Source organism: Mesorhizobium sp. M1A.F.Ca.IN.020.06.1.1 (assembly GCF_004023265.1).
GTDB lineage: Bacteria > Pseudomonadota > Alphaproteobacteria > Rhizobiales > Rhizobiaceae > Mesorhizobium.
In genome coordinates, this window is record NZ_RZSR01001525.1 from 1 (window position 1) to 826 (window position 826).

General features: G+C 61.1%; 2 pseudogenes. One reads left to right on the plus strand and one right to left on the minus strand.

Going from position 1 to position 826, the window contains the following annotated elements:
- Positions 1-426, minus strand: a pseudogene (locus EOA60_RS35305) (endonuclease); the annotation flags it as partial.
- 162 nt (positions 427-588) lie between these two features.
- On the opposite strand from EOA60_RS35305, the pseudogene EOA60_RS35310 reads away from it, so the two are divergent.
- Positions 589-826: pseudogene (locus EOA60_RS35310) on the plus strand (BA14K family protein); the annotation flags it as partial.

Sequence of the window (826 nt, forward strand, 5' to 3'; positions counted from 1 at the left end):
GACATAGGCATGGCTGGTCATGCGCACGAATTCGATCGGCTGCCCCTGCGCGGTCTCGTTGCGCATCATCACGGCGACGTCGATGCCGCGGGAGTCGTTGCCGGCGGTGGTGTATTTCTGACGGTAGCCCTGCCCGATCATCTTGAAGAGATAGCCATATTCGAAGGCCTTCAGCCCCTCGATATTGTCCACCTCCTGCATGCAGATGACGTCGGCGCGTGTCGCGGCTATGGCGAGCGCGGTAAGCTGGCGGGTGTCATCGGACTGGGCGATGGCGCGCGCCTGTTCGAGCAGCCTGTATTCTGCTTCGCTCTGGATGTCGAACAGCGCCAGCGTTCGGTCCTCGATGAGCTGGTTGCGATAGCCGGAGAAGTCGAACCTGTTCATCAGGTTCTCGACATTGAAGGTGGCGAGGCGCAGCGACATGGCCGAGACCTTTGCCCGCAAGCAATGGCGAACACAAGAGCATACGCACGCCCGTTATGGTTGACGGAACCTTTCTGTTCATCTTCCGTTCAGATGGAAAGTTCCATCAATAGGCCTATTCCCGAGCGTTTTGGGCGTGGGGCCTTACTCGTGGAGAGTGAAATGAAACCGCTCTTGTCTTCCCTTGGATCCGGGCTTCTGGCCTTGGGTCTCTCCGCTGGGCTGACGGTGCCGTCGATTGCCGGCCCGGTCCTGCAGCCCGATATGTCGACCGTGACCAGCACGGCCGCATCCACCATCATCCGCGTTCGCGACAGCTGGGCCGGCGGCAACGACCGGCGGCAGATGTATGACTGGCGCTGGCGGCGCGGCGGTGACTGGCGCGGCCGCGATTTTAGAT